The organism is Pseudomonas sp. BMW13, from assembly GCF_013357275.1.
Lineage (GTDB): Bacteria > Pseudomonadota > Gammaproteobacteria > Pseudomonadales > Pseudomonadaceae > Aquipseudomonas > Aquipseudomonas khazarica.
Map to the genome: position 1 here is coordinate 86,909 of NZ_SUKD01000013.1, position 23,909 is coordinate 110,817.

The 23,909-nt window shown below is 64.9% G+C and carries 21 protein-coding genes and 1 pseudogene; 11 read left to right on the top strand and 11 right to left on the bottom strand.

Annotation, left to right across the window (positions count from 1 at the left end; translation table 11 throughout):
- The first annotated feature begins 221 nt into the window (after nt 1–221).
- From ccoM to E4487_RS11040, 4 genes are all read left to right on the top strand, one after another.
- Nucleotides 222–338 carry a cytochrome c oxidase subunit CcoM gene (gene ccoM / locus E4487_RS24685; RefSeq protein ID WP_017361612.1) on the top strand — a complete coding sequence of 39 codons (117 nt, stop codon included), beginning with the start codon at nt 222–224 and terminating at the stop codon, nt 336–338.
- A 207-nt stretch (nt 339–545) separates the two neighbouring features.
- Nucleotides 546–2,534, top strand: a complete 1,989-nt coding sequence (locus E4487_RS11030) for an FUSC family protein (protein ID WP_175253342.1) — start codon at nt 546–548, stop codon at nt 2,532–2,534.
- Nucleotides 2,521–2,724, top strand: coding sequence for a DUF1656 domain-containing protein (locus tag E4487_RS11035; protein WP_037048889.1), 204 nt, complete (start codon nt 2,521–2,523; stop codon nt 2,722–2,724). The genes E4487_RS11030 and E4487_RS11035 overlap by 14 nt, the downstream gene beginning before the upstream one ends.
- A gap of 10 nt (nt 2,725–2,734) precedes the next feature.
- Entirely contained in the window at nt 2,735–3,586 is an 852-nt protein-coding gene (locus E4487_RS11040; protein WP_175253343.1) for an HlyD family secretion protein, read from the top strand.
- A 376-nt stretch (nt 3,587–3,962) separates the two neighbouring features.
- On the opposite strand, the gene codA is transcribed toward E4487_RS11040, so the two are convergent.
- From codA to E4487_RS11065, 5 genes are all read right to left on the bottom strand, one after another.
- Nucleotides 3,963–5,198, bottom strand: a complete 1,236-nt coding sequence (codA, locus tag E4487_RS11045) for a cytosine deaminase (RefSeq protein ID WP_175253344.1) — start codon at nt 5,196–5,198, stop codon at nt 3,963–3,965.
- Between the two features lie 12 nt (nt 5,199–5,210).
- A complete protein-coding gene (locus tag E4487_RS11050) occupies nt 5,211–6,434 on the bottom strand; it encodes a PucR family transcriptional regulator (protein WP_150608768.1) in 1,224 nt (407 codons plus the stop codon).
- Complete coding sequence (gene codB / locus E4487_RS11055) at nt 6,431–7,702, bottom strand: cytosine permease (RefSeq protein WP_037048875.1); 1,272 nt, start codon at nt 7,700–7,702, stop codon at nt 6,431–6,433. Before codB ends, E4487_RS11050 begins: the two co-directional genes overlap by 4 nt.
- 206 nt (nt 7,703–7,908) lie before the next feature.
- Nucleotides 7,909–8,379, bottom strand: a complete 471-nt coding sequence (locus E4487_RS11060) for a MaoC family dehydratase (RefSeq protein ID WP_037048873.1) — start codon at nt 8,377–8,379, stop codon at nt 7,909–7,911.
- Complete coding sequence (locus E4487_RS11065; RefSeq protein WP_134676294.1) at nt 8,376–9,326, bottom strand: alpha/beta hydrolase; 951 nt, start codon at nt 9,324–9,326, stop codon at nt 8,376–8,378. Before E4487_RS11065 ends, E4487_RS11060 begins: the two co-directional genes overlap by 4 nt.
- 217 nt (nt 9,327–9,543) lie before the next feature.
- Between E4487_RS11065 and fadD2 the strand changes: the two genes are divergently transcribed.
- The 4 genes and pseudogenes from fadD2 (at nt 9,544) to E4487_RS24860 (ending at nt 15,331) form a co-directional block, all read left to right on the top strand.
- On the top strand, nt 9,544–11,232 hold the full coding sequence (gene fadD2, locus E4487_RS11070; RefSeq protein WP_175253345.1) for a long-chain-fatty-acid--CoA ligase FadD2: 1,689 nt from the start codon (nt 9,544–9,546) through the stop codon (nt 11,230–11,232).
- Between the two features lie 404 nt (nt 11,233–11,636).
- Nucleotides 11,637–13,325 carry a long-chain-fatty-acid--CoA ligase FadD1 gene (gene fadD1 / locus E4487_RS11075; RefSeq protein ID WP_037048860.1) on the top strand — a complete coding sequence of 563 codons (1,689 nt, stop codon included), beginning with the start codon at nt 11,637–11,639 and terminating at the stop codon, nt 13,323–13,325.
- Between the two features lie 320 nt (nt 13,326–13,645).
- Nucleotides 13,646–14,473, top strand: a pseudogene (locus E4487_RS24855) (cache domain-containing protein); the annotation flags it as partial.
- 102 nt (nt 14,474–14,575) lie between these two features.
- On the top strand, nt 14,576–15,331 hold the full coding sequence (locus tag E4487_RS24860; protein WP_373921520.1) for a methyl-accepting chemotaxis protein: 756 nt from the start codon (nt 14,576–14,578) through the stop codon (nt 15,329–15,331).
- 12 nt (nt 15,332–15,343) lie between these two features.
- Here E4487_RS24860 and E4487_RS11085 read toward each other — a convergent pair whose 3' ends face one another.
- A complete protein-coding gene (locus E4487_RS11085) occupies nt 15,344–16,525 on the bottom strand; it encodes a cyanate transporter (RefSeq protein WP_175253346.1) in 1,182 nt (393 codons plus the stop codon).
- Nucleotides 16,522–17,424, bottom strand: a complete 903-nt coding sequence (locus E4487_RS11090; protein ID WP_175253347.1) for a DMT family transporter — start codon at nt 17,422–17,424, stop codon at nt 16,522–16,524. Before E4487_RS11090 ends, E4487_RS11085 begins: the two co-directional genes overlap by 4 nt.
- An 85-nt stretch (nt 17,425–17,509) precedes the next feature.
- Between E4487_RS11090 and E4487_RS11095 the strand changes: the two genes are divergently transcribed.
- Nucleotides 17,510–18,022 (top strand): MarR family winged helix-turn-helix transcriptional regulator, encoded by a 513-nt coding sequence (locus E4487_RS11095; protein WP_175253348.1) that lies wholly within the window; start codon nt 17,510–17,512, stop codon nt 18,020–18,022.
- A gap of 465 nt (nt 18,023–18,487) precedes the next feature.
- On the top strand, nt 18,488–19,159 hold the full coding sequence (locus E4487_RS11100; protein ID WP_134676288.1) for a hypothetical protein: 672 nt from the start codon (nt 18,488–18,490) through the stop codon (nt 19,157–19,159).
- 38 nt (nt 19,160–19,197) lie between these two features.
- Here E4487_RS11100 and E4487_RS11105 read toward each other — a convergent pair whose 3' ends face one another.
- The gene (locus E4487_RS11105; protein WP_175253349.1) at nt 19,198–20,091 is read right to left on the bottom strand and encodes a LysR family transcriptional regulator; all 894 of its coding nucleotides are present in this window, start codon (nt 20,089–20,091) and stop codon (nt 19,198–19,200) included.
- A gap of 95 nt (nt 20,092–20,186) precedes the next feature.
- Here E4487_RS11105 and E4487_RS11110 point away from each other — a divergent pair, with 95 nt between their 5' ends.
- Entirely contained in the window at nt 20,187–21,353 is a 1,167-nt protein-coding gene (locus tag E4487_RS11110) for an MFS transporter (RefSeq protein ID WP_175253350.1), read from the top strand.
- 241 nt (nt 21,354–21,594) lie between these two features.
- On the opposite strand, the gene E4487_RS11115 is transcribed toward E4487_RS11110, so the two are convergent.
- The 3 genes from E4487_RS11115 to E4487_RS11125 are packed head-to-tail and all read right to left on the bottom strand — an operon-like array spanning nt 21,595 to nt 23,703.
- Entirely contained in the window at nt 21,595–21,906 is a 312-nt protein-coding gene (locus tag E4487_RS11115; protein WP_175253351.1) for a hypothetical protein, read from the bottom strand.
- A gap of 16 nt (nt 21,907–21,922) precedes the next feature.
- Nucleotides 21,923–22,291, bottom strand: coding sequence for a hypothetical protein (locus E4487_RS11120; RefSeq protein WP_175253352.1), 369 nt, complete (start codon nt 22,289–22,291; stop codon nt 21,923–21,925).
- Nucleotides 22,288–23,703, bottom strand: coding sequence for a hypothetical protein (locus tag E4487_RS11125; protein WP_175253353.1), 1,416 nt, complete (start codon nt 23,701–23,703; stop codon nt 22,288–22,290). Before E4487_RS11125 ends, E4487_RS11120 begins: the two co-directional genes overlap by 4 nt.
- Nucleotides 23,704–23,909 lie beyond the last annotated feature (206 nt).

The window sequence follows — 23,909 nt, forward strand, 5'->3', positions numbered from 1 at the left end:
TAATTTTTGTGCAAGCGCCAGCCGCGATGCGGCGAGCGGGGCACCGACCCTCTGCAAGGGGCACTGGCGCGCTGCGTCGGGGTGGTTTCGTTGACCTGGATCAGTTTCCCGGGCAACCGTCGGGCGAGGGGGTGGCGAGCATTGATCCAGATCAATGGTGCCGGGGCTGGCGCTGATAACGTGAAGCCATCCCAGACAGACAGGCACAACAGGAGGCAGCCATGTTCGTCGATACAGTGGTTCTCGCCGGAGTCGGCACCGTTCTTCTGATGGTCGCGTTCTTCGGGGGTGTTGGTTACTTCATCTGGAAGGATGCTCACAAGCGCAAGCAGAGCTGATCCTTCCGGTCAACTGGGCACGCAAGGCAATTCGGGCGACTTCGGTCGCCCATTTTTTTGCCTGTCGTTCCGGTTGACGGTCTCCTGGCAGGGAAAGTTGGGCAGGGGGCTGGACGAAATTAGATAGCTAGCTAATAATTGGCTTTGTTTGGCTGCTCGCTCGAGCCGTCGTCTATCTTCAAATCGTCACGTTCCGAATCCCTGTCCATGCGAGATTCCCTGCAGGCTTTCCTGGCGCCCAGTGCCCAGGCTGTTCAGTTCGCCGTCAAGACCCTGCTTGGCGGTGGGCTGGCGCTATGGCTCGCGCTGCGGCTCGGCCTCGAACAGCCGCAATGGGCGCTGATGACGGCCTTCATCGTCGCCCAGCCGCTGTCCGGCATGGTGGTGCAGAAGGGCCTGGCGCGGTTGCTCGGCACCATGGTGGGCACCTTCATGGCCGTGGTGATGATGGCCCTGTTCGCCCAGACGCCCTGGCTGTTCCTGCTCGCCTTCGCCCTGTGGCTGGCGCTCTGTACCGCCGTTTCGACCATGCTGCGCAGCGCATGGGCCTATTCCTTCGTCCTGGCCGGCTACACGGTGGCGATCATCGGCCTGCCGGCCATCGGCAAGCCCCATGTGATCTTCGACGAAGCCATCGCCCGCTCCACCGAGATCTGCCTGGGGCTGGTCTGCGCCACGCTGAGCAGCGCCCTGCTCTGGCCGCAGCGGGTCGAGCGGCAACTGGTGCAGCAGGCGCGCGACACCTGGCTGGCCGGCGTCAAGGCCGTGTGCCAGGCCCTGGCCGGGGAGGAGGGCGATTCGCGCCAGGGCCTGCTGGAAGTGCTGGCGCGTATCGTCGCCGTGGACGCCCAGCGCGAACATGCCTGGTTCGAGGGCGAGCGGGGGCGCCAGCGGGCCATCGCCCTGCGCGTACTCAGTCGCGACCTGCTCGGTATGCTGCGCCTGGCCCGTGGCGTGGCACGGCAATGGCGACAGCTCGGTGCCGACGAGGCGCAGCGGGTCGCGCCCTGGCTGCAGGAGGTGCAGACGCAGTTGCAGGCACAGCCCGGGGAACTCTCCGAACTGCTCGCTCGCCTGCGCGAGGCGGCGCTGGACGAGACCCTGAGCGCTGCCCAGCAGCTGTGCCTGGAGCGCCTGGCCGTTCTCCTGCTGCGCGTCGCTGAGGCTCGTCGCGCGCTGCAGGCGGTGGAGCAGGGCCAGGCACCGGAGGATGCGCCGCGAGCGCTGTCCTGGCACTACGACTGGCAGACGGCGCTGGTCTATGGCGCGCGCAGCGGCCTGACCTTTCTGGCGCTGGCCGCATTCTGGATGGCCACCGGCTGGACCCACGCGATCGGTGCGATGCTGCTCGGCGCGGTGGTCTGCAGCCTGTTCGCCCGGCTGGAGGCGGCCCCGGCAATCGGCATGATGTTCCTGCGCGGCATTTTCTATGCGCTGCCGGTGGCGTTCTTCGTCGGGCAGATCCTGATGCCGCAGATCGACGGTTTCCCCATGCTCGCCCTGGTGCTCGGCGTGCCACTGTTCTTCGGCGTGCTGGGCATGGCCAAGCCAGCGCTGGCGGCGACCTCGACCTCGTTCTGCCTGCACCTGATCGTGCTCTGCCTGCCGCCGGCCGGTGTCGGCTATGACGTGGCCTACTTCCTCAATGAGGCCCCCGGCATGCTGCTGGGCGTCGGCTGTGCGGTGCTGGCCTTCAAGCTGATCGGCCTGCGTGACCCGGTGTGGCATGGCCGGCGCCTGATGCAGGCCGTCCTGCTCGACCTCGGCCGCCTGACCCGGCGTGACCTGGGGCGCGCGGAGAACTGGTTCGGCGGGCGCATGGCCGATCGCCTGTTGCAGCTGGCGCGGCACTACCCGGCACGACCGGACCGTGCGCGCAGCCGCTGGGACGATGGTGTCGCCGGGCTCGATCTGGGTGACGAGCTGCTGCACCTGCGCGCCTGCCTGGCGCATGTCGACGCCGACCTGACGCAGGCGCAACAGCGTTTCCTGCAGCAGCTGGACGAGGTGCTGGAGCGGGGGCCGACGCCGGGCCGTCGGGATGCGCTGGATGCGCCCGCGACCGAGCTGCGCCAGGCGCTGGCTGCCCTGGCGCCGAGCATCGAACGGCGCCTGGCCGACGCCGCCCTGTCGCAATTGCAGAACGGCTGGCGCCAGTGGTGTCACCTGAGAGGAGAAGCCCATGGGCTTGCATGAGTGGTCGCTGGGCGGCGTGTTGCTGAGCCCCATGGCGATCTACGCGGTATTGGCGCTGCTGCTGACCGGCGCGTTGCGCCTCGGCTTGCAGCGCATCGGGCTGACGCGCTGGATCTGGCACGAGGCCCTGTTCGACTGTGCCCTATATGTCTGCGTCCTGGCGGCCGTGATGGCCGTCCTGGCGCATTGAGGAGAGAAGCATGCATTCGACCATTCGTGTCGGTATCACCCTGGCCATAGTGGCGGCGGCGATCTTCGCCGGCTCTTGGATCTGGCAACACTACATGTATTCGCCCTGGACGCGTGACGCCCGGGTGCGCGCGGATGTGGTGACCATCGCCCCGGACGTGTCCGGCTGGGTGCTCGAGCTCAAGGTGCGCGACAACCAGCAGGTCAAGGCCGGCGACCTGCTGATGACCATCGACCGCGATCGTTACCAGGCTGCGGTGGAGAAGGCCCAGGCCGTGGTGGACATCCGCCGCCAGCAGCTCAGCCTGCGTGAGCACGAGGCGTTGCGCCGCTCGCGTCTGGGCGCCAAGGCGATCAGCGCCGAACTGCTGGACAACGCCAAGATCAGCGCCGAGATGGCGCGTGGCGAGTACCGCGAGGCGCAGGCCGACCTGCGTATCGCCGAGCTGAACCTGGCGCGCAGCGAAGTGCGTGCACCGCGCGATGGCCAGGTGACCAACCTGGTCCTGGCGCAGGGCAACTACGTCAAGGCCGGGCAGGCGGTGATGGCCCTGGTCGACACCCAGTCGTTCTATGTGCAGGCCTATTTCGAGGAAACCAAGCTGCCGCGCATCCAGGTCGGCGCGCCAGTGGAGGTCTGGCTGATGGGCGGCACGGACGAGATTCGCGGCGAGGTGGAGAGCATTAGCCGTGGCATCACCGACCGCAACGCCAGCCCGGATGGGCAGCTGCTGGCGGATGTCGAGCCGACCTTCAACTGGGTGCGCCTGGCGCAGCGCATTCCGGTGCGCATCAAGCTGACCAGCCTGCCCGAAGACATCGCCCTGAGTGCCGGCATGACCGCCAGCGTGCGGGTGGAGTAGGGTGCTCTCGCAATTGTAGGAGCGGCTTCAGCCGCGAGCTCTCATGGGGGCTCGCGGCTGAAGCCCCTCCCACGGTGCCACTGTTGCATGCCTGGGTCGTAGGGTGGACAACGCGAAGCTTGTCCACCGTCTGGGCGTGGTCGTTGTCGCCTGGGGATCGCTTCGTTCGACGGCCGGCTACGGGGTGATGCACTGGTGGATGGATAAAGCGTCATCCACCCTACGGCGAGGTGCGTAGGGTGGACAACGCGAAGCTTGTCCACCACCTGGGCGTGGTCGTTGTCGCCTGGGGATCGCTTCGCTCGACGGCCGGCTACGGGGTGATGCGCTGGTGGATGAATAGAGCGTCATCCACCCTACGTGCCAAGGAACGTGATCAACTGCGTTCGATGCTGGCCGGGGTACGCCGCATCAGCACCTTGCCGTGGCGCACTGACACCAGGGCGTGGCCCTGGCTGCGCACCATCTCGTAGTCGTCCGGTGCCGAGAGAATCAGCAGGTTGGCCGGGCGGCCGACTTCCAGGCCGTAGCGTTCGCCCAGGTTCAGCGCGCGCGCCGAGTTGTCGGTGATCAGGTCCAGGCTGCGCTTGAGGTCGTCGTAGCCGAGCATGTGGCAGATGTGCAGGCCGGCCTCGAGGATGCGCAGGATGTTGCCGTTGCCCAGCGGGTACCAGGGGTCGACGATGGAGTCCTGGCCGAAGCAGACGTTCATCCCGGCGCGGTCGATCTCGGCCACGCGGGTCAGGCCGCGGCGCTTCGGGTAGGTGTCGAAGCGGCCCTGCAGGTGGATGCTCTCGGTGGGGCAGGAGACGAAGCTGATGCCGCTCATCTTCAGCAGGCGAAACAGCTTGGAGCAGTAGGCATTGTCGTAGGAACCCATGGCCGTGGTGTGGCTGGCGGTGACGCGCGCGCCCATGCCACGCACGCGGGCTTCCTCGGCCAGCACCTCGAGAAAGCGCGACTGCGGGTCGTCGGTTTCGTCGCAGTGCACGTCCACCAGGCAGCCCGTGCGTTCGGCCAGCTCCATGAGGAACTTGATCGACGACACGCCCTGGTCGCGGGTGTTCTCGAAGTGCGGGATGCCGCCGACCACATCGGCGCCCAGTTCGATGGCCTGCTCCATCAGGGCGCGACCGTTCGCGTAGGACTCGATGCCTTCCTGGGGGAAGGCGACGATCTGCAGGTCGATCAGGTGGCGGGTTTCCTCGCGCACTTCGAGCATGGCCTTGAGCGCCGCCAGGGTCGGGTCGGTGACGTCGACGTGGGTGCGTACGTGCTGGATGCCGTGGTCGACCAGCATGTCGATGGTCTTCTTGGCGCGGGTCTTGGTGTCTTCATGGGTCACCAGCGCCTTGCGCTCGGCCCAGCGCTCGATGCCTTCGAACAGCGTGCCGCTCATGTTCCAGGCCGGCTCGCCGGCGGTCAGCGTGGCGTCGAGGTGGATGTGCGGTTCGACGAATGGCGGCACCACCAGGTTGCCGGCCGCGTCGAGGTCGCCCGCCGCCGGGGGGGCGCTGGCGGTCTGGATGTCGATGGCGGCGATCTCGGCGCCGTTCAGGGTGATGCGGTACAGGCCGTCGCGGCCACGCAGGCGGGCGTTGTGGATGATCATGCTGGGTTCCTCTCAGGCAGGCGACGACAGGCGCCGGATCAGCAGCGCGACGCTGATGTTCAGGCGGTCGTGCGGGGTGTCGAAGGAGCAGCCGGTCAGCGCTTCGATGCGCTGTAGACGGTAGCTCAGGGTATTGCGGTGAACGTTCAGGCGCTGTGCGGCCAGGGCCAGGTTGCCGTTCTCGGCGAACCAGGCCTCCAGCGTCGGCATCAGTACCGGCTGGTGGCGCGAGTCGTCGCCGATCAGCGGGCCGAGCACGCGCTCGACGAAGCGGTCGAGCAGGCTGCGATCGCGGATCGCGCCCAGCAGCTCCAGCACGCCCAGCTCGTTGAAACTGCACAGCCCCAGGCGCTCCGGGAAACGCTGCGCCACGGCCAGTGCCTGGCGCGCCTCACCCAGGCCCTGGGCGAAATGCGGGGCGTCGCAGCCGGCGCTGCCGAGGCCGAGAAACAGCCGCAGCGGGCCGAGTTGCGGGCGCAGCTCGTCGAGCAGTGCGGTCATCACCTGGCGGTTGCGCGCTTCATCCTGCGACGTGGGGCAGGGCAGCAGGGCGATCCAGTGCCGGCCCTGGCTGACCAGTGGCAGCGCCTCGCCACGCTCGCCCAGGCTCTGCTCCAGGCGCCGTTGCAGCAGTTGCTGGCGGCTCTGCAGCTGGCGCTCGGCGTCTTCGCCGGCCAGGTCGCCGAACAGCTGCTCGCTGCCGTCGAGGCGCAGCAGCGCCACCTGACGCGGCACGTGCAGCGCCAGGCCGAGGCTGTCGCCGCGCTGCAGGAGCAGCTCCAGCGACTGGTAGTCGCCATCGAGCACCTGCTCCAGCACGTGCTGGCGCGAGCGGCCCAGTTGTTGCGCATGGACCAGCGCGGTGCCGATGGCCTGGGTGACCACCACCATCTTCAGGGCATAGGGCTGCTCGATCAGCGGCAGGCCCAGGCGCTCGGCCTCTGCGATCACGCTGGGCGGGATCGCCTGGATGTATTCGGCGCCGGTGAGGATGACCATGCCGGCGACGATGCGCTCGTGGCCCTCGCGCACCAGGCGCAGCAGGTTGGCTTCGTCGCGCGGATGGTTGATGCCGGTGACGAAGATCAGTTCACCGCCCATCACCCAGTCGGCAATGCCCTCGTTCTCGGCCACGTAGGGCCAGCGCACGGCATTGTCGCGTCCGGCCTGGCCGGCACGCAGGCGCATGCTGGCCAGATCCGGCAGGGCGAGTACGTCGGCGACGGTCAGGCTCACGCGCCGGCGACCTGCTGACGGCCCGCCAGTGCCTTGTTCAGCTCGAACAGTGCGACATAGGCCAGCGCCGCCACCGCGATGCCGACCAGTGGCGCGACCCAGGGCGAGAAGTAGGCGCTCAGCGCACCGATCAGGTAGGCGCCGAGGCCGACCCAGTTGAAGGCCGGCAGGCGGGCGTCGGCCAGTTTCGGGTAGCGTGCGCGGTGAGCGTAGAAGTAGTCGGCCATGATCACGCCGCCAATCGGCGGGATGATCGAGCCGAGCAGGATCAGGAAGGGGATCAGCAGTTCGTACATGCCGCCGATGGCCAGCAGCGTGCCGATGCCGGCACCGGCCAGGGTCACGGTCTTGCGCTTGCCGGTGCGCAGCAGGTTGCAGCCGGCGGCGGCGAAGTTGTAGATGGTGTTGTCCTGGGTGGTCCACAGGTTGAGGAACAGCATGATCACGGCGGCCATGGACAGACCCTGCAGCACCAGCACCTCGACCACGTCCGGTTGCTGGTAGACGATGGCACCGTAGGCACCGGCGACGATCATCAGGCCATTGCCGATGAAGAAGCCGAGCAGGCTGGCCAGCACCGCGACGCGGCCGCTCCGGGCGAAACGGGTCCAGTTGGTCGCCTGGGTGGCGCCGCTGACGAAGGTGCCGAACACCAGGGTGATGGCCACGCTCAGACTCATGCTCTCGGACGGCTCCACGGCCAGCAGCCCGGCGAGGCCGCCGATGTCACGAGTGGCGATCCACAGCGACGCCACCAGCAGTACCAGCATGGCCGGCACGGCGACGCGCGAGAGCAGGTCCAGGCCCTTGTAGCCGACGAAGGCGGTGAGGCAGAAACCGAAGCCGAACAACACCATCAGCGGGATGGTCAGGCCCTCCGGCAGGCCGAGGATCTTCACCAGGACGATGGCGACGGTCGCCGTGCCCCAGGCGTACCAGCCGATCTGGGTGAAACCCAGAAGCATGTCGGACAGCTTGCTGCCCACTTCGCCGAAGCAGAAACGCCCCATCAGCACCGAGTTCAAGCCGCTGCGGCAGGCGATGAAACCCAGCGCGGCCGCGTACAGGCCCAGCAGCAGGTTGCCGATCACCGCGGCCCAGAGCAGGGTGGTGAAATCGAAGGCCATACCGATCTTGCCGCCGGCGAACATGGTGGCGGTGAAGAAGGTGAAACCGAACAGCAGAATGGCGGTGGAGAACAGCCCCTTGCGGGCGCCGCTGGGGACCTCGCTCAGAGGGTAGTCGCTATCGGGGGTGGCGTTACTCATGGACCTGGCTCCGGTAGGGGGTAGGCCTTGGCGATAGCAGGGGACGTGCCAGAGTCAGCGGGCATGGCCGTTTGGCAAGGTAGTCAAAGGGGTTTGTGCAAAGTGCACAAGGAATTGCACTTCTGGAGTGTCAGATCGCTCAAGGCTTGTGAGTGTAGAACAAAAGTGGTGCGCGGCGCTGCTGCCGCGCACCAGTGTGCAGCGGATCAGGCGACGGTCACCTGCGGCATCGGCGGCATGGTCACGGTCTGCTCGGCGCTCGGGGCGAGCACTTCGGCTTCGCCGTCGACCACTTGCTTGCCGTCCTGGTTGAACACGCGGGTGGCGATGCGCACGCGGTTCTTCGGCAGTTTCTCCAGCACTTCCAGTTTCACGGTCAGGGTGTCGCCGAGTTTCACCGGACGGGTGAACTTCAGCTGCTGGCCGAGGTAGATGGTGCCCGGGCCTGGCAGGTTGCAGGCGATGGCGGCGCTGATCAGCGCGCCGGTGAACATGCCGTGGGCGATGCGCTCCTTGAACATCGTCTCGGCAGCGAAGGCGGCGTCCAGGTGTACCGGATTGTTGTCGCCGGACACGGCGGCGAACAGCTGCACGTCACGTTCTTCCACCTGCTTTTCGAAGCTGGCCTGCTGGCCGATTTCGAGCGCCTCGTAGGGGATGTTGGTTACCTGGGTCATGAACACTCCTGAGTGGGCTTGCGACCGTGGCTCAATGCCTGTTGCAGCCAGTCGATCAGATGGGCGGTGACCTCGTCGCGGTTGCTCTCGTTGAGCAGCTCGTGGCGGGCCTCGGGATAAAGTTTCAGTTGCACGTCGCGCACGCCGGCCTCACGCAGGGCGCCAGCCAGGTCACCCAGGCGCTTGCCGTCGCTGACCGGATCACGCGAGCCGCCGATGACCAGCAGCGGCAGGTCGGCATCGATCTGCGCCAGGTTGGCGGGGGGCGTGATGTGCTGCAGGCCGTCGAGCAGGTCGCACCACAACTGCGTGGTGCAGACGAACCCGCACAGCGGATCGGTCACGTATTTGTCCACTTCCGCCGGGTCACGGCTGAGCCAGTCGAAGGCGGTGCGGTTGGGCTTGAACGCCTTGTTGAACGAGCCGAAGGAGAGAAAATCGATGACCTTGCTGCGGCCTTTCGCGCCCAGGCGCCAGCGTTCGAAACCGGCGATCAGGCGTGCCGCCTTGTACAGCGCCACGGGCTGGTAGTTGGAACCGGAAAGCACGGCGCCCTGCAGGCTGCAGCTATGGCCCATGAGGTAGGCGATGCCGATGTAGCTGCCCATGCTGTGGCCGAAGAGGAAGATCGGCGTGTGCGGATGCTGCTGGCGAATGTGGTGATTGAGGGTGGAGAGGTCGCCGACGACCTTGCTCCAGCCGTCCTCGTCGGCGTAATGCCCCAGGGTGCCGCGTTCGGCCGTGCGGCCATGGCCGCGCTGGTCCAGGGCGTAGAGGGCGAAGCCCGCCGCCACCAGGGCTTCGGCCAGCCGTTCGTAGCGCAGGCTGTGCTCGGCCATGCCATGGGCAAGCATGACCATCGCACGGGGTGGCTCATCGCCGTACCAGTGGTTGACGTGCAGCGGCAGGCCGTCGCTGGCGTTGAGGGTGAAGGCGTCGTGGCGCATGGCGAATCCTTGTGCCGAAGGTTGGCGGCATTGTGCACCTTGCTCGTCATCAGGCAAAGCGTTGCGGTTTATTCGCGAATGCCAAAGATCGGTTACGAATCGCTACATTTATTGCGAAATTCAGCCCATCAATGACGCCTTCGAGCTATTTGCGGTTCAGCTCTAAGCTGCTACTTTCCGGCCAGTCAGATCACTTCAGGGGAAGAGGACAAGAACAATGCAACCTGATTTCTGGAACGACAAACGCGCCCCTGGCGTGCCCAACGATATCGACCTGTCCAGCTACAAGTCGGTGATCGAAGTCTTCGAGCGCTCCTGCAAGCGTTTCGCTGACCGCCCTGCCTTCAGCAACCTCGGTGTCACGCTGACCTACGCCGAGCTGGACCGTCTCTCCGCTGCCTTCGCCGCCTACCTGCAGAAGCACACCGACCTCAAGCCGGGCGACCGCATCGCCGTGCAGATGCCCAACGTGCTGCAGTACCCGATCGCCGTGTTCGGTGCCATGCGCGCCGGCCTCATCGTGGTCAACACCAATCCGCTGTACACCGCGCGCGAGATGCGCCACCAGTTCAAGGATGCCGGCGTGCGTGCGCTGGTGTACCTGAACATGTTCGGCAAGCTGGTCCAGGAAGTGCTGCCGGACACCGAGATCGAGTACCTGATCGAAGCGCGGATGGGTGACCTGCTGCCGAGCCTCAAGGGCTGGCTGGTCAACACCGTGGTGAAGAAGGTCAAGAAGATGGTGCCCGACTACCACCTGCCGCAGGCCATCGCCTTCAAGCAGGTGCTCCGGCAGGGGCATGGCCAGGCGCTGGCGCCGGTCACCGCCAGCCACGAGGATGTCGCCGTGCTGCAGTACACCGGTGGCACCACCGGCGTAGCCAAGGGCGCGATGCTCACGCACGGCAACCTGGTGGCGAACATGCTGCAGGTCGATGCCTGCCTGTCGCAACTCGGCCCGGACGGCACGCCACTGATGAAGCAGGGCCAGGAGATCATGATCGCGCCGCTGCCGCTGTACCACATCTATGCCTTCACCGCGAACTGCATGTGCATGATGGTCAACGGCAACCATAACGTGCTGATCACCAACCCGCGCGACATCCCCGGTTTCGTCAAGGAACTGGGCAAATGGAAGTTCTCCGCCCTGTTGGGCCTGAATACCCTGTTCGTCGCGCTGATGGATCATCCCGAGTTCAAGAGCCTCGATTTCTCCCACCTCAAGGTCACCAACTCCGGCGGTACCGCGCTGGTCAAGGCCACCGCCGAGCGCTGGCAGCAGATGACCGGTTGCACCGTGGTGGAGGGCTACGGCCTGACCGAGACCTCGCCGGTCGCCAGTACCAACCCCTATGGCGACAAGGCGCGCCTGGGCACCGTTGGCATTCCGGTGCCGGGTACCGCGTTCAAGGTGATCGACGACGAGGGCAACGAGCAGCCCCTGGGCGATCGTGGCGAGCTGTGCATCCAGGGGCCGCAGGTGATGAAGGGCTACTGGCAGCGCGAGGAGGCCACGGCCGAGGTGCTGGATGCCGACGGCTGGTTCAAGACCGGCGATATCGCGGTGATCGACCCGGATGGCTTCGTGCGCATCGTCGACCGCAAGAAGGACATGATCATCGTCTCCGGCTTCAACGTGTATCCCAACGAGATCGAGGACGTGGTCATGGCGCACCCGAAGGTCGCCAGCTGCGCGGCCATCGGCGTGCCGGACGAGAAGTCCGGGGAAGTGGTCAAGCTGTTCGTGGTGCCGCGCGATGGCGGGGTGACCGTGGAAGAGCTCAAGGCCTACTGCAAGGAAAACTTCACCGGCTACAAGGTGCCCAAGCACATCGTGTTCAAGGACGCCCTGCCGATGACGCCGGTGGGCAAGATCCTGCGTCGCGAGCTGCGCGACATCGCCTGAGCCGAAACCTCTCCCCCGGCCCGGGGGAGAGGTTTTCCCGCCTCTGTCCGCCAGCACGGCGGAGCATTTGTTGTGATTTGGTAACCACCAGCAGGGTGGCAAGCCTCGTTTCGTCGAACCCAGCACTGTGCCTGACGCCTGTTCAGGTTAGGCTCTGCGCGCTGCAAAAGCCGAGCTAGAGGCCTTTGTTCGATTCTCATAGCGAAAGTTGGGTTGTGACTGGATGGTGTTTTCTGGTCATTTTTCTGACTCCGCAGGCCATGCTTGGTGCTGGTGAGCCTCCGGTAAAGCTGCTACTCTCGGCGCGCTTCCGGGCCCCTGGCCAGCGGGAAAGCGAGCTAAACACACAATAAACAACCGCCTGCGCGCGGTGAAGATCAGCTGTTGCTTAGGAGTGGGCTTCCATGACCGAAAACTTCTGGAAGGACAAGTATCCCGTTGGGGTCGCTGCCGAAATCAATCCCGACCAGTACCCGAACATCCTCGCGGTATTGAAAGAGTCCTGCCAACGCTTCGCCGACAAGCCTGCTTTCAGCAACCTGGGCAAGACGCTCACCTACGGCGAGATCTACCAGCTCTCCGGTGATTTCGCGGCTTATCTGCAGCAGCACACCGACCTCAAGCCGGGCGATCGCATCGCCGTGCAGCTGCCCAACGTGCTGCAGTACCCCGTCGTGGTTTTTGGCGCCATGCGTGCCGGCCTGGTGGTGGTCAACACCAACCCGCTGTACACCGCGCGGGAAATGGAACATCAGTTCAACGACTCCGGCGCCAAGGCGCTGATCTGCCTGGCCAACATGGCGCACCTGGCCGAACAGGTGGTGCCGAAGACCGGGGTGAAGACCGTCCTGGTCACCGAAGTGGGCGACATGCTGCCGACGTTCAAGCGTCTGCTGGTCAACTTCGTGATCAAGCACGTGAAGAAGATGGTGCCGGCCTACAACCTGCCGCACGCCATCAAGCTCAATGACGCCCTGGCCAAGGGCCGTGGCCAGAGCTTCAACGAAGCCAAGCCGAGCAACGGCGATATCGCCGTGCTGCAGTACACCGGCGGTACCACCGGCGTGGCCAAGGGCGCGATGCTCACGCACCGCAACCTGGTCGCCAACATGCTGCAGGTCAAGGAGCTGATGGGCGCCAACCTCGATGAGGGTTGCGAGGTGCTGATCGCGCCGCTGCCGCTGTACCACATCTACGCCTTTACCTTCCATTGCATGGCGATGATGCTGATCGGTGGCCACAACGTCCTGCTGACCAACCCGCGCGACCTGCCGTCGGTGGTCAAGGACCTGGCCAAGTACCGCTTCACCGGGTTCGTCGGCCTCAACACCCTGTTCGTTGCCCTGTGCAACAACGAAGACTTCCGCAAGCTGGACTTCTCCAGCCTGAAGGCGACCTTCTCCGGCGGCATGGCCCTGCAACTGGCTACCGCCGAGCGCTGGAAGGAAGTCACCGGTTGCGCCATCTGCGAAGGCTTCGGCATGACCGAGACCAGCCCGGTGGCCACGGTCAACCCGTTCAGCGCCATCCAGCTGGGCACCATCGGCATTCCGCTGCCTTCGACCCTGTGCAAGACCATCAACGACGAAGGCCAGGACCTGGCCATCGGCGAGATCGGCGAGCTGTGCGTGAAAGGGCCGCAGGTGATGAAGGGCTACTGGCAGCGCCAGGAAGCGACCGACGAGATCCTCGATGCCGACGGCTGGCTGAAGACCGGTGACATCGGCCTGATCCAGGAAGACGGCTACCTGCGTATCGTCGACCGCAAGAAGGACATGATTCTGGTGTCCGGCTTCAACGTCTATCCGAACGAGCTGGAAGACGTCCTGGCGACCCTGCCTGGCGTGCTGCAGTGCGCGGCCATCGGCGTGCCGGACGAGAAGTCCGGCGAGGCGATCAAGGTGTTCGTGGTGGTCAAGCCGGGCGAGAGCCTGACCAAGGAACAGGTGATGGAGCACATGCGCGCCAACCTGACCGGCTACAAGGTGCCCAAGGCCGTGGAGTTCCGCGACGTGCTGCCCACCACCAACGTCGGCAAGATCCTGCGCCGCGAGCTGCGTGACGAAGAACTCAAGAAACTGGGCAAGAAGTGACGCGACCGCGTTGAACGAAGAACCCGCCACGGCGGGTTTTTTATTGCCCGCCATTCCTGGCAGGCAATTCTGCCGGTCGTGCACGCGGCGGTGCTGGCCGCCCCGAGGGGATCGCAGGCACCAGCGAGATGCGCTGCTCGCTGCTGCCGGCATGACCATTGATCCTGATCAGGCACTCCGTGACCAGATACGGGATAGTCATTCCATTATGAGACGAGGCTGGTCATACCAGTTTTTGCTTTTCTCTGTTTTTTTGACGCCGTCATATTGGCAATATGCCGGCTCTATAACATCAAAGCGCCGGTAAAGGTGTACTGCCCATGATCTTCTCTCTGCGTCTGCGTTCCAAAGTGCTGCTGCTGGCGTTTGGTCCTATCTGCCTGTTGACCCTGCTGCTCAGCTCCATCGCGTTCGTCGTCCTCGGCAATCTGGCCGACCAGCAGGAGGCGCAGACCCGGGCCAAGCTGGTGGCGGACCGCAAGGCGGAGATCAAGCAGTACGTGGAACTGGCGGTCAACGCGATCGATCCGCTGTACCAGGCCTCCGCCGATGGCGACATGAACGCGCGCGCCCAGGCCGTCGAGGTTCTCAAGCGCCTGTCCTACGGGGCGGATGGCTATTTCTGGGGCTACGACAGCAACGTCCATCGCGTGCTGCAGGGCAATACCAACGACCGCATCGGCGAGGACTTCAGCGGCTACCGCGACCCCAATGGCGTCTATGCCATTCGTGAGCTGGTGCGAGCCGGCATGGATAGCAGCCACTACGTCGACTACAGCTTCGTGCTGGGCGACGGCAAGGTGCTGGTGGCCAAGGTCGGTTACTCGCACTACCTGCCCAAGTGGAAGATGGTCTTCGGCACCTCGGTCAATCTCGACGGGGTCGAGCGGGATGTCCAGGCGGCGAGGGCGCAGTTCCAGCACAGCGTCGACCGCCTGCTGATGGTCATGGCCGGCTCCGCGATCGGCCTGCTGCTGGTGCTGGCCCTGCTGTCCCTGCCGCTGGCGGCGTCGATCACCAAGCCGGTGCAGCTGATCAAGAGCAAGCTCGATGACATGGCGGCCGGGGAGGGCGACCTGACCCAGCGCCTGCCGGTCACCAGCCAGGATGAGCTGGGCGAGCTGGCGAGTTCGTTCAACGCCTTCGTCGCCAAGATTCATGCGCTGGTGCAGCAGGTATCGGTGACCACCGATCAGCTCTTCGGTCTGGTCGGTGGCGTGTCCAGTCAGGCACAGCGCTCCGAACAGGCGATGGCCGGGCAGCGTCAGGAGACCGATCAGGTCGCCACCGCCATCAACGAGATGTCCGCTGCGGCCCACGAGGTGGCGCAGAGTGCCCAGCGTGCCGCCGAGGCGGCGCGCGAGACCGACCAGCAGGGCCAGGATGCCAAGCGCGTGGTGGATGGCAGCATCGCCCATATCCACGACCTGGTCGGCGAGGTGCGCAGCAGCAGCGAGTCACTGGACAGCCTGCGTCGCGACGTACAGGGCATCGTCAGCGTGCTGGAGGTGATTCGTGCGATCGCCGACCAGACCAACCTGCTGGCCCTCAATGCGGCCATCGAGGCTGCGCGAGCCGGTGAGGCGGGGCGTGGCTTCGCCGTGGTGGCCGACGAGGTCCGCGCCCTGGCCAGCCGTACCCAGCAGAGCACTGGGGAGATCCAGGGCATGATCGACCGTCTGCAGAATGCCACGGGCGAGGCCGTGGCGGCGATGCAGCGCGCCAGTCAGATGGGCGAGAGCACCCGCGAGCAGGCCAGCCATGCCGGCGAGGCGCTGGACAGCATCGCGGTGTTGATCGGCACCATCAACTCGATGAACGCGCAGATCGCCAGTGCTGCCGAGGAGCAGACCGCCGTGGCCGAAGAGATCAACCGCAGCGTGCACCAGATTGCCGTCGCGGTGGACGAGGTCGCCAGCGATGCGGAGCAGGGCGCGCAGGCCGCTCGTGATCTCGACGGCCTGGGCGGGCGCCTGCAGGGCCTGGTCGGCCAGTTCCGCGTCTGAGTGCCGGGCGCTTCAGTCCGTCAGCGCGTCCAGCGGACGCTGTTGCCGAGGCGGGCTGAAGCGCACGGCCATGACCATCAGCACCAGGGTGGCCAGCGCCATCAGCTGCCAGCTCAGGCTCAGGTCCGTGCTGTAGTGCCGTAGCAGACCCGCCAGCAGCGGTGCGCACGCCGCGATCAGATAGCCGCCGCCCTGGACGAAAGCCAGCAGATCCGCCGTCTGCCGCGGATCGTCCAGGTGATCCTGGGCCACCACCAGCGACAGCGGGAACAGGCCGCCGATACCGACCCCCAGGAGCAGGGCGACGGGCACCACCAGGGTTTCCGGCGCCAGCTGCAGGCCGATCAGGCCGATCAGGCCGGCCAGCAGCGACAGCAGCACCGCCGCCAGCAGCGGCCGGCGGTCAGGAAAGCGCGGCAGCAGGCTGGATAGCAGCAGACCGGCGACGACCTCGCACAGGGTCAGCGCGGCCAGCAGCAGGCCACTGGCCTGGGCGCTCCAGCCCAGGGCGGTGTAGTAGGGCGGCAGCCAGGCCAGCACCAGGGTGTAGCCGGCGGTGCCGATGCCGAAGAAGCTCATCAGCAGCCAGGCCCGGGGCCAGCGCCAGGTCACCAGTGGCGGGGCGCTGGCGACAGCGCTTGCGCCAGCGGAGGGCGCGGCGCGACGCCACACCGCTGCCGCCAGCAGGGCGGGCAGCGTCCAGCCTGCCAGGGCCCAGGCCCAGCCCAGCGACTGGGCCAGCCAGGGGGTGAAGGCCGCACCGAACGCAGCGCCGGCCATGATCGCGCAGCTGTAGAAGCCGATCAGGCGGCCACTGTCGGCGGCGAAGCGCGACTTGATCAGACCGGGTAGCAGGGCCTGGACGAAGGCGATGCCCGCGCCAGCCAGCACCGCACTGACGAGCAGCGTAGAGGCTGCGGGCAACAGACCGCGCAGCAGCGAGGCGAGGGCGATCAGCAGCACACCGAGCAGAATCCCGCCGTTGTGGCCAAGGCGCCTGCGCAGAGGGCCGCAGGCCAGCGCCCCGAGCCCCATGATGACCACGGGCACGCTGGTCAGCAGGCTGGCGGCGACGTGATCCAGTCCGGTATCGCGCTGGATGCGGTCGAGCAGCGGGCCGATGGCGGCCAGCGCCGGCCGCAGGTTGAGGCCGAGCAGGACGATGGCGAGCAGTAACAGAGCCTGGCGTTTCATGCTTGGGCCTCCTTGGTACCGCGCGAGGCGACCAGCAGCACGCCACCGACGATGCACACGGCGGCCAGCAGCATCGACAGGCTGCCGTTCTCACCGAACAGGCCGATGGCCATGGCCGCGCCGATGATCGCCGCCACCGAGCCTATCTGGCTGAGGAACACCGCGCCGGCGAGCTTCTGCAGCACGAAGAACAGCGCGTAGACCATGGCGAACAGGGCCATCTGTCCGGCCAGCAGAGCGATCGCGGTGGCATCGTGCAGACGGGGTTGCAGATCGAACCCCAGCCCGCTCAGGGGGAGCAGCAGCAAGGCGCCGCCGAGCAGCATGCCGGGCGCCAGAGACAGCGGGCTGGCGCCTTGTGGCCAGTAGCGGGAGCGGTAGATGTTGCCCAGGGCGAGGAACACCGGCACGCAGAGCGCCGCCAGCACCCACAGGTAGGGGCTGTCGCCGCTGTGCAGTTTGCCCAGCGCCAGCAGCACGCTGCCGAGCAGGCCGACGCAGATGCCCAGCAGGCGAATCCGGCTGGGGCCCTCCATGCGCAGGGCCAGGGCCAGCAGGTAGGTAACCAGGGGCGGAAAGGCCAGGCACATGGCCGCGAAGCCGGCGCCGACGTGCGGGATCGAGCTGAACATCAGGCCATTGGGCAGGGTGATGCTGAGCAGACCGGAGGCCAGGTAGTAGCGCAGCGAGTTGGCGCCCAGGCCGGGCCGCTCACCGCGCAGCCAGCTGAGCGCAAGCAGCAGCAGGCCACTGCCGAGCAGGCTCCACAGCAGGTAGGCGAGAGGTGGCCAGCCTTGCGTGCCGGCGATCTTCACCAGATTGGTGGTCAGTCCCATCAGCGCGCCGATGGTGAACAGCAGTGACAGGGCCAGAAATGATCTGGAGCGTGAACCTGGCATGGGGATGCCTCCTTGGCGTGAATACGTTACGATGGCGACATTCTTTTTGAAAAGTATCTTGATGGCAAGATAAATCGAGGGCGACATGCAAGACCGCGCACAACTGGCTGCCGAGCAGTGGCAGCAGCAACGACCCGATCTCGATGCTTTCTCCATGGCCGTCATTGGCCGCCTGGGGGAGTTGAGCCTGCTGATCAGCCGCGATCACCTGCTGCCGTTCTTCGCCGAGCATGGCCTGCAGGCCGGTGAGTTCGACCTGCTCGCCACCCTGCGCCGTTCGGGTGAACCCTATGCGTTGATGCCGACTGCGCTGTACGAGAGCGCGATGATTTCCTCGGGGGGCATGACCAGCCGCATCGACCGCCTGGAAAAGGCCGGTCTGATCGAGCGGCGCAAGCATCCCAGCGACCGTCGCGGTGTCCTGGTGGCGCTGACGCCGGCGGGCTTCGAGCTGATCGACGGCATCATCACGGCGCATGTGGCCAACCTGCAGCGCGTGCTTGCAGGGTTGACCGCCGACGAGCAGCGAACGTTGCATGCGTTGCATGGCAAGTTGCTGGCGGGGGTGAAGGCGCGCGAGGAGGAGGCGCAGGGCTAGGTGGTGCGGCTGCGCTCCTGCCTGGGCCCGCGCCCGTGATATTCCGCGTCGCCATGCGCCGGGCAATTGCCCGTGGGGACGCTGCCGCCGTTTCCTGGCGTTCCATCAGCCGAGTCGCTGATCCAGGCTCGTGACGGCATGGATAGAACCCCTGTGCGACGCAGGAGTCTCACCCCTCCTGAATATTGGCCCCATGCCAGGGACAGGCCTGTCGCCCCTCATTTGGAGTATGTCGCCTGCTTGGGGCGCAATTATTGTCCAGGCATCGGTCGGTGACCTCTGGTCCATCCAGGAACCCTGCTGCGTTGCTGGTCACCGTACTGCGGCAATGACCTGCTTGCTGCAGCGCGTAGACCGCCACAAGAACAAGAACCGGGGGTAAGGACTGTGCGAAAGCCATCGCTGCTATTGCTGCTATGCCTGATCTGTCCGCTGGTCTGGGGGGACGCCCGCAGCGCGGGGACCTTGAGCGAGATCCTCAGTCGCAGCCAACTGATGTGCGCGAGTGCGATGCTCTACTTCAATCCGGCGGAGCGCAGACCCGACCCGCGAGGCCTGAGCGCTACCTACGAGCATCTGAACCTGATGGAGACCTACTGGGTGCAGCTCGGCCAGCCAGAAGCCTTTGCGCAGCCGTTGCGGGCCATCAAGGCGGTTTTCGACACCCTCGATCATCTGCCGGCAGCCGAGCGCGAACGCTACCCGGAGCTGATCCAGCAACTGCTCGACCATCAGCAGCAACTGCATCAGGCCGTCTCAGTCGTCTATGCCGGTGCGGAGCCTGATCCGGCTGCCGCCGAGCTGCAGGTGCAGAGCCAGGCGCTGGCCGCGCTTCTGCTGGACTACCAGATTCGGCTGTATCCACTGCCACGAAAGAGCGGCCTGACACTCACGCCCGAGCGGGCACGGGACCTCGACCAGGCGATCGTCCGGCGTTTCGAGACATTGCTTGCGCGTCACGTCGATCAGGCCGAGCTGTTGACGAAGATAAGGGCCAGCTACCTGTTCGTGCGTCCGCTACTGCAGCAGGCGGCCAACGGCCGCATCGCTGGCAGCGGCGGAGCCGAGTTCTATCTCAATCGTGCCTCTGTCGATCTGGACGAGCTGGCAGCAGCGCTGCTGCCCCGTGCTCCCTGAGTCGTCGTCGGTTCGCTGGTTCGGTACGCTTGCGTCGTTCACATGCTGTGCTGTTCAACCAGGAAATCCACGAATACCCGCACCCGCGCCGGCATGGCGGTGCCACCGACGAACACTGCGTGAATCGGTTCCCGGTCGCCGGGGTTGAAGGCCTGCAGCAGTGGCACGAGATCGCCGCGTTGCAGGTCCTCGGTCACGCTGAACTCGCCGATGCGCGTGATGCCCGCACCCTCGCGGGCGAGTTGCGCCAGCGCCTCGCCGCTGCTGCATTCGATGTTGCCGCAGACCTTCAGGGAAAACCCCTGGCCTTCGCGGATGAAGGGCCAGTTCGGCTCGGCGCGGCGGAAGTTGAAGCGCAGGCAGTTGTGCTGCAGCAGGTCTTCCGGTTGCTGCGGCGTGCCATGGCGTTCCAGGTAAGCGGGGGAGGCCACCACCACCTGGCCGGTTTCACCGATGCGACGGGCAGTCAGCGGGCTGTCGGGCAGGTGGCCGAAGCGCACCGCCACGTCGGCCTGGCCGCCGAGAATGTCGACCACCTCGTCGCCCAGCGACAGGTCGACGGTGATGTTCGGATAGCGGGCAATGAAGGCCGCGACCAGCGGCACGATGGTCATCCGGCCATGGCCGAGGGCTGCACTCACACGCAGGCGGCCCCGTGGTACGCCCTGATCGGCAATGGCCTCTTCGACTTCCGCCAGGTCGGCGAGGATGCGCCGCGCGCCGCGCAGGTAGGCTTCACCCTCGGCGGTGAAGGTGAGCGCGCGGGTGGTGCGCAGCAGCAGGCGGGCGCCGAGGCGCTGTTCGGTGCGCGCGATGATCCGGCTGACGGCCGAAGGTGTCAGCCCCAGTGCGCGAGCGGCGGCCGACAGGCTGCCTTGCTCCGCGACGGTGACGAACACGAGCATTTCGCCTGACCTGCCGTTGAAATCCATTTGTGCTCCATAGGCAAAGGTGTTTGCCAGAAATGCCATCTACCGCGTTCAAGGTTTGGATCCTAGCATTCGCGGCATAGATGAGGAGCCTTTGCATGCGTATCAATCCACCCCTTGTTGCACTCGCCATCGGTGCCTTCGGCATCGGCGTCACCGAGTTCTCGCCCATGGGCATGTTGCCGGGTATCGCCGCCGATCTCGGCGTTTCCATTCCCGCCGCCGGGCTGCTGGTCAGCGCCTATGCGCTGGGCGTGCTGCTCGGCGCGCCGCTGATGACCCTGACCACCGGCAGGATTCCCCGGCGCTACCTGCTGATCGGCCTGATGGCCATCTTCACCCTGGGCAACCTGATGTCGGCCCTGGCCACCGACTACTACACCCTGCTGACTGCCCGGGTGGTGACCTCGCTGAACCACGGCGCCTTCTTCGGCGTCGGCTCCATCGTCGCCGCCAGCGTGGTGGCGCCGGACAAGCGCGCCGGCGCGGTGGCGGCGATGTTCATGGGCCTGACCCTGGCGACCATCGGCGGCGTGCCGCTGGCCGCCTGGTTTGGCGAAGTGTTCGGCTGGCGCACCGCGTTCTGGGGCATTACCGGCCTGGGCGTGCTGGCGATGCTGGCGCTGTGGTTCGCACTGCCCAACGTGCCACTGCCGAAGAGCGATGGCGTGCTGGCCGAAATCCGCGTGCTGGGCCGAGGCCCGGTGCTGGCCGCGCTGGCGCTGACGGTGGTCGGTTCGAGTGCCATGTTCACCGTATTCACCTATATCGCACCGATCCTCAGCAGCGAAACCCATGCCTCGACCGCCTTCATCACCGCCATGCTGGTGCTGTACGGCGTGGGCCTGACGCTGGGCAACATGTGGGGTGGCAAGGCGGCGGACCGTTCGGTCGACCGTACCCTGATCGTTTCGTTGAGTGCACTGATCCTGGTGCTGCTGGCGTTCACCGTGCTGATGCGCTGGCCGCTGCCGGCTGCCGTGGCCATCCTGATCTGGGGTATCGCCAGCTTCGCCATCGTGCCGCCGCTGCAGATGCGCGTGATGGAGGCGGCCAAGGATGCGCCCAACCTGGCTTCTGCGGTGAATATCGGTGCCTTCAACCTGGGCAACGCGATTGGCGCGGCGCTGGGCGGCGCGGTGATCAAGGTCGGGCTGGGCTATCCGGCGATCTCCCTGGCCGGCGCGGCGATGGCGGGGCTGGGGCTGTTGATGGTGTTGGGTTTTGCCTGGCGTTCCAGGGCGGTAGCGGCTGCGGTGGCCTGAAAAGGGCGGCGATAGAAAAGGGGGCAGACTGAACCGGTCTGCCCCCTTTTTCGTTGCGCAGGAGCGGTGGACAAGCTTCGCGTTGTCCACCCTACCCGAGGGTGCCGTAGGGTGGATGACGCTGTTTTCATCCACCGTTGCTGCGGATGTCCGGGCTACCTGTTGGTGTTGCTAGGAGCGCTCGGCGTTCCGATCCGCCCCGAGTGCCATTGGCGATTCTGCGCAGTGCCGGCTTGTGGCGTCACTGCGCTTCGCGTTTGAGAAACACCTTTACGCCCGGTGTTTCTGGAAGCGGTTGGGTTGCCGGGATCACAAGCACCTCGGCTTTGAATCCCGCGCAAGGGATATCGACATCCATCATTCCGACCTCGAAGGTACTGATAATCTCCTCGATCTCCTCTCGGTCGGCTGCCGAGTCTTTTCCGAGAAAGAAGGAAATGAGCCATACCGGGTGATCCTGATCGATGGCCACCATGCGGAAGTTGCTGGAAATGGCGCCGAGCATGGCCTGAGTGAGCATGGCCAAGGCCATGTTCTGATCGTCAATGCTCACGCGGCCTGCACCCTCGCTATTCAATATGCGTCAGCTCCGGGTATGAGTCTTCCAGCGTACTGAGAATATGCTCAAGGTCAGTTTCCACATCCCATGACGAGCTATCGACGGCACGCAGCAAGAGCTGCTGTTTGCCGCTCTCATCCGTTGCCGTGATCTCTCCGTCGATGATTTGAATACCGGGCGTGACCAGATGTAGTAGCTCAAAAATACTGAGTGCTGTAGTGGGGGATAGCGCTTCAAGCTGCTCAGCACCTGGCTCTGGCGCTATCTCGGTAATTTTGACGTACCACTGTAGATCGGCCAGTGATTTACCAAGGCAGAGCAGTATCTCTGCAAGGCTTATGTAGTGGTCACCTGTCCAAGCGGGCATAGATAAGATCATGGAAACTCCAAGGGTTGTCCCTTTCCGCGTTTATAACCAGCTTTGGGGTTATTCGGGTCATTAGGTATATAAATGTGTTGCTCTGGTACCGAGTGATCGGGCCTTAACTTTCCGTTTGGGTAAGTAGGGTGGGTAAAGTCTATATCACGGATAGGCACGCCATCTGCGCCATATTCTCTGGCCTTATAAACTCGGTTGTTTGTTTCATCCCACTGGATAACAGAGTGTGGCGATTCACTAATCGGCCCTTTGACTTTTCCTGGTTGCTGGCCCTCCATAACTGTGGTTCCGTCTGGGTATTGAGAGTGAACAGGTGTTCTCGGTTTTATATCTGTAGGGGGAGTGGTCTCTGTTCGCGGGAAGCTATCTGCTTTTACTCCTTCAGGCCTTGGCAGCTCTACCGTCTGTGCCCCCGTTCCGTTCCCTCTGGCTTTGCCACCTGCTTTTATCCTCGCTCGTCTCAGCGCTGCTGCCAGTTTGGTTAGCGCGTTGCCGAGTCGTTGCAATAGCTTGAGATGGCGCAGAGATGTGGCGGCTTTGGCTGCCAGGAACGCACCGCCAGTCAATACCGCGAGCACAGCAGTCAGAACGATTTCGAACGCAGCTCCACCGCTGAATTCGGCGATTTCTTCAGCGTTTTGTGCTTTTGCGTAATCCACGGCGAAGCGCCCGAGCATTGCCTTGCTCGGCGCATCGTCGTAGATGAAGTTCGCAATCTCGTAGGCTTGTGCGAGCTGTTCGCGTGTGATGCTTGACGGGTCGAAACCCAGTGCTTCGACCAACTCTCGATGCTGCTCAGCAGTAAAGTTCTGACGGAACGAGTCCATCCAACTGCCATCGCTGGCATCGGCATTCCAAGCGGAGCGCAGTGCATTTGATAAGTAGGTATGGGGGCTGATCAGGTCATTGAGCTGCATGGCTGAGTCGACCATGCCCACGCCGGCCATGAACAGTCCTTTGCCAAAGGCCAGGCCTTTGTGGAGCGCATTCATGGCTGCACTGCGTTCGTTTTGAATCGCTTGCAGCTTGGCAGCCTCGGCTTGTTCCGCAGTGATTATTTCATCCAGAACACCCTGTAACTCCGTGCGTGCTGCTGCTACGTGGGCATCTACTTCGACATCCGCCAGTAGTTGCGCCTCGTACTCACGCCCGGGAATGGTCTGCATGACGCAGCCTTGGGCATTCAGCGCACCTTTCAGTACATTGCCTTCGGCAGGTTGCAGGCTGAACGGGATATTGGCATCGAGGCACTCGCCGTTGTCCCATACGAAACGGATACCAACCAGGCTGGTATTTGTCGCGCTCGTCGTTCCTTCAACCGTCCTTGCTGGCTGGGTATTGAAGTCGCCGTTGTAAGGCGGCGTTGGTGGTGGTTTGCGCTCGTCGCGATTATTGGGAACGTAACCGCTCATCGTCCGGTGCTCCATGCGATGGCCAGTGCGCAGGGTAGTGCTTGGCCTGATCCTTTTCAGCGTCTGATCTTAATCAACGGCCTATGTGCAAAGTCTTGCGCATCGCATAGTGGATGCTCGGTTTTGTGAGCGATGCACGTAAAAAAGCATCGCCAAAGACCAGGCGTAATCCAGTTCGCAGTGCCGTAGGGTGGATAAGGCCTTCT